The 3,612-nt window shown below is 72.7% G+C and carries 4 protein-coding genes and 1 pseudogene; 4 read left to right on the top strand and 1 reads right to left on the bottom strand.

What is annotated here, in order from left to right; genetic code table 11:
• Positions 1-39: 39 nt before the first annotated feature.
• The 3 genes and pseudogenes from AC2W7G_RS11665 to AC2W7G_RS11655 all read left to right on the top strand — a co-directional run.
• Positions 40-528 (top strand): annotated as a pseudogene (locus AC2W7G_RS11665) (iron chelate uptake ABC transporter family permease subunit); the annotation flags it as partial.
• Positions 529-822: 294 nt separating this feature from the next.
• Positions 823-1,665 carry an ABC transporter ATP-binding protein gene (locus AC2W7G_RS11660; RefSeq protein ID WP_485868585.1) on the top strand — a complete coding sequence of 281 codons (843 nt, stop codon included), beginning with the start codon at positions 823-825 and terminating at the stop codon, positions 1,663-1,665.
• Between the two features lie 10 nt (positions 1,666-1,675).
• On the top strand, positions 1,676-2,242 hold the full coding sequence (locus AC2W7G_RS11655) for an MOSC domain-containing protein (protein WP_485868584.1): 567 nt from the start codon (positions 1,676-1,678) through the stop codon (positions 2,240-2,242).
• A gap of 14 nt (positions 2,243-2,256) precedes the next feature.
• On the opposite strand, the gene AC2W7G_RS11650 is transcribed toward AC2W7G_RS11655, so the two are convergent.
• Positions 2,257-2,703, bottom strand: coding sequence for an HNH endonuclease signature motif containing protein (locus AC2W7G_RS11650; RefSeq protein ID WP_485868583.1), 447 nt, complete (start codon positions 2,701-2,703; stop codon positions 2,257-2,259).
• Positions 2,704-2,716: 13 nt separating this feature from the next.
• Between AC2W7G_RS11650 and AC2W7G_RS11645 the strand changes: the two genes are divergently transcribed.
• Positions 2,717-3,544 (top strand): hypothetical protein, encoded by an 828-nt coding sequence (locus tag AC2W7G_RS11645; protein WP_485868582.1) that lies wholly within the window; start codon positions 2,717-2,719, stop codon positions 3,542-3,544.
• Positions 3,545-3,612 lie beyond the last annotated feature (68 nt).

Below are 3,612 nucleotides of genomic sequence, written 5' to 3'. Positions count from 1 at the left end.
TGCCGGTCGCCGCCGCGGCCCTCGGCGCCGGGCTGCGCGCTGGGCGTCGCCGGCGCGATCTTCCAGCGGCTGCTCGGCAACCCGCTCGCCTCGCCGGACTTCGTCGGCGTCTCGTCCGGCGCCAGCCTCTTCGCGGTCTCGATGATCCTGCTCGGCGGCGGCGCCGGTCTGGTGGTGTCGGCGTCCGCGCTCGTCGGTGCGGTGGTCACCGCCGTGCTGGTCTACGTGCTGGCCTTCCGCGGCGCGGTGAGCGGCTACCGGTTCATCCTCATCGGCATCGGCGTGCAGCAGCTGTGCACGTCGATCATCAGCTACGTGATCGCCCGGGCCGACGTGTACGAGGCGCGCGAGGCCATGACCTGGCTCGTCGGCTCGGTCGGCCGCGCCGGCGACACCGAGCTGACCGTGCTCTGGGTCGCGCTGGTCGTGCTCGTGCCGCTGGCCCTGGTGCTGTCGCGCTCGCTGGCCACGCTCGAGCTCGGCGACGACGCCGCGAAGGCGCTCGGCATCCGCGTCGAGCGGTCGCGCCTGGTGCTGCTGGCCGTGTCGGTCGCGCTGACCGCCGTCGCCGTCGCGGTCACCGGGGCCGCTGCTCTTCGTCGCGCTGGTGGCCGGTCCCATCGCCCACCGGGTGCTCGGCCCGGCCGCGTCCGGCGGCCTGCTCGCGTCCGGACTGGTGGGCGCGATCGTGCTGCTCGGCGCCGACCTGGTCGCCCAGAACCTCCTGCCGACCCCGCTGCCCGCCGGTGTGGTGACCGGTCTGCTGGGCGCCCCCTACCTCATCTGGCTGCTGGCCAGCGTCAACCGGGAAGGACGAGGCGGATGACGCGCTCTCCCCACTCGCTGCGGGCCGAGGGCCTGAGCCTGGCCTACGACGACCGCACGGTCGTCGACGACCTGGACGTCGAGCTGCCCGACGGCGCGATCACGGTCATCGTCGGCGCCAACGCGTGCGGCAAGTCGACCCTGCTGCGGGGCCTGGCCCGCCTGCTCAAGCCGCAGGCCGGTCGCGTCCTGCTCGACGGCTCGTCGGTGCACGACATGGCCAGCAAGGACGTCGCCCAGGTGCTCGGCCTGCTGCCGCAGACCCCTTTGGCGCCCGACGGCATCACCGTCGCCGACCTGGTGGGCCGCGGCCGCTACCCGCACCAGGGCTTCTTCCGCCGCTGGACCGCCGAGGACGACCGGGCCGTCGCCGCGGCGCTCGAGGCGACCGGCACCGCGGAGCTCGTCGACCGGCGCGTCCAGGACCTGTCCGGGGGCCAGCGCCAGCGGGTCTGGATCGCCATGGCCCTGGCGCAGGAGACCGACCTGCTGCTGCTCGACGAGCCGACGACGTACCTGGACATCAACCACCAGGTCGAGCTGCTGGACCTGCTCACCGACCTCAACCGGGCCGAGGGCACGACCGTCGTGCTGGTGCTGCACGACCTCAACCTGGCCTGCCGCTACGCCGACCACATCATCGCGATGAAGGGCGGGCGCATCGTGGCCGAGGGCACGCCGTCCGACGTCGTGGACGCGGCGCTGGTCAGCGACGTGTTCGGGCTGCCGTGCCAGGTGGTGCCCGACCCGGTGAGCGGTACGCCGATGATCGTCCCGCGCGGACGCCACCATGCGGGACGGCTGGTGTCCGCGACGCCCGGCAGCGCGGACGCGTCGTAGAGTCACGGCCGTGACGACCGACCCCGCCCCGACCGCCCCCGGCGTCGTCGAGGCGGTGTCGCTCTCGCCGCGGCACGGGTTCAGCAAGCAGAACGCGTTCGAGGTGCGCCTCGTCGCCGGCCTCGGCATCGAGGGCGACGCGCACGCCGGTCCGACGGTGCAGCACGTCTTCGACCGGCGGCGCGACCCCGCCCGGCCGAACCTGCGCCAGGTGCACCTCATCCACGCCGAGCTGCTCGACGGGCTGGCGGTGCAGGGCTTCGACGTGAAGCCCGGCGACCTGGGCGAGAACCTGACGACCCGCGGCGTCGCCCTGCTCGACCTGCCCGCCGGCACCCGCCTGCACGTCGGCGACGAGGTGGTGCTCGAGCTCACCGGGCTGCGCAAGCCCTGCGTGCAGATCGAGCGGTTCCGCACCGGCCTGCTCAAGGCCGTCGTCGACCGCGACGAGTCCGGAGCCGTGGTGCACAAGGCCGGCGTCATGAGCGTCGTCCTGACCGGAGGCGTCGTGCGTCCGGACGACGTGGTCACCGTCGAGCTGCCCGCCCTCCCGCACGAGCCGCTCCACGTCGTCTGAGGCCTCCGGCCCGGTCAGGCCCGCCATCGTCCGTCGTCCTTCCACTCTCCGTCGGGTCCGCGGGTCTGGACGTGGCCGTGCTCGTCGCGTCGGAACTGCCAGCCCTGTTGATGGGCTTGGTGGTGGTGTCGGGGGCAGAGCAGGACGGCGTTGTCGAGGTTCGTCTCGCCACCCTGGCTCCAGGGGATCGGGTGGTGGACCTCGGACCAGGCGGGTGGTCGATCGCACCCGGGGGCGACGCAGCCGAGATCTCGCAGTCCGATCGCGGTCTTCTGGTGCTTGCTGAACAGCCGCTTCGTCCGTCCGAGGTCGAGCGGGACGCTGTTGCCGTCGAGGACGGCGGGGATGATGCCGGCTGAGCAGGCGAGGCGTCGGGTCTCGCCGGACGACAGCCGGGTGCCGGTGGCGATGGTCGCCGCGGCCAGGCCGTCGCGAAGATCCTTGAGCTGCACGCCGACCACCAGGGTCGCGGCGGTGGTGCCGGACTGGGGGCAGGCCGTCGACGGGCATCTTCTCGATCAGGTGGGCGAACGCGTGGCCCTGACGCTGGTTCTGCGTCCCTTCGACCGGCTCAGTGACCGGCGACTCGCCCTGCCGTGGGGCGGTGAACGCGTCAAGCATCGTGCGGAGCATCTCGGCCTGCAGGTCGGGGAGGGTGAAGCCGCCGCGCCAGGTGCCGTCGCGGTCGTCGACCATCCAGAGCGACGTCCGCTCCCACGCGCGGGCCTCCTCGGCTTCGAGCGACTCGATCTCGAGCCGGTCGACCTCGGGCTTGGGTGCGTAGACGTCGGCGATCCGCTTGGCCCGGCGGGACAGGTCCTTCGCGCTCAAGGTCTGGGCAGCCGCGATCAGCGTCTGCTCGCACCGGTCGCGATGTTCTTCGGGCACCCCACGCAGGGTGTTGACGATCAGGGCCGCCTGCCACTCGGTGATGAGACCGTCCGCGAGCGCCTTCTCCGTCGCCGTGCGCTCACCGAGTGCCTCGGCCAGGCGCACCTGACGCCCGGCGGCCCGCCGGTCACGGCCGAAGTCGCGGGCCAGCAGGTCGGCGGTGCCGGTGGACCCGCCAAGACCCACCGGCACCAGCGCGTCCACCGCCCGGACCGCCGCAGCGGAGTGCGCCGCCAATCTCGCCTGGAGCCGCTGGATCCGCATCGCGGTCTGTCGCGCCTGCATCGGCGACTGATCCAGGTACGCCGTCGGATCAGCCCCGTCGAGAGCGCGCTCGAGCTCGTCCAGGAACGCCAATGGCGACTCCGTGTGCACGAGCTCAGCGACCATGATTCCCCCGAATCGAACTGATGTTCCCATCGTAGGCGCCGCCACCGACAAGGACGAGGCTCCGACCGGTGCTGTGGATCGACCGATTC

It is taken from the genome of Aeromicrobium sp. PFPM2_SD2 (assembly GCF_057364525.1).
Note: the sequence above shows the minus strand (reverse complement) of the source record. Positions and strands in the feature narration are given on the sequence as shown.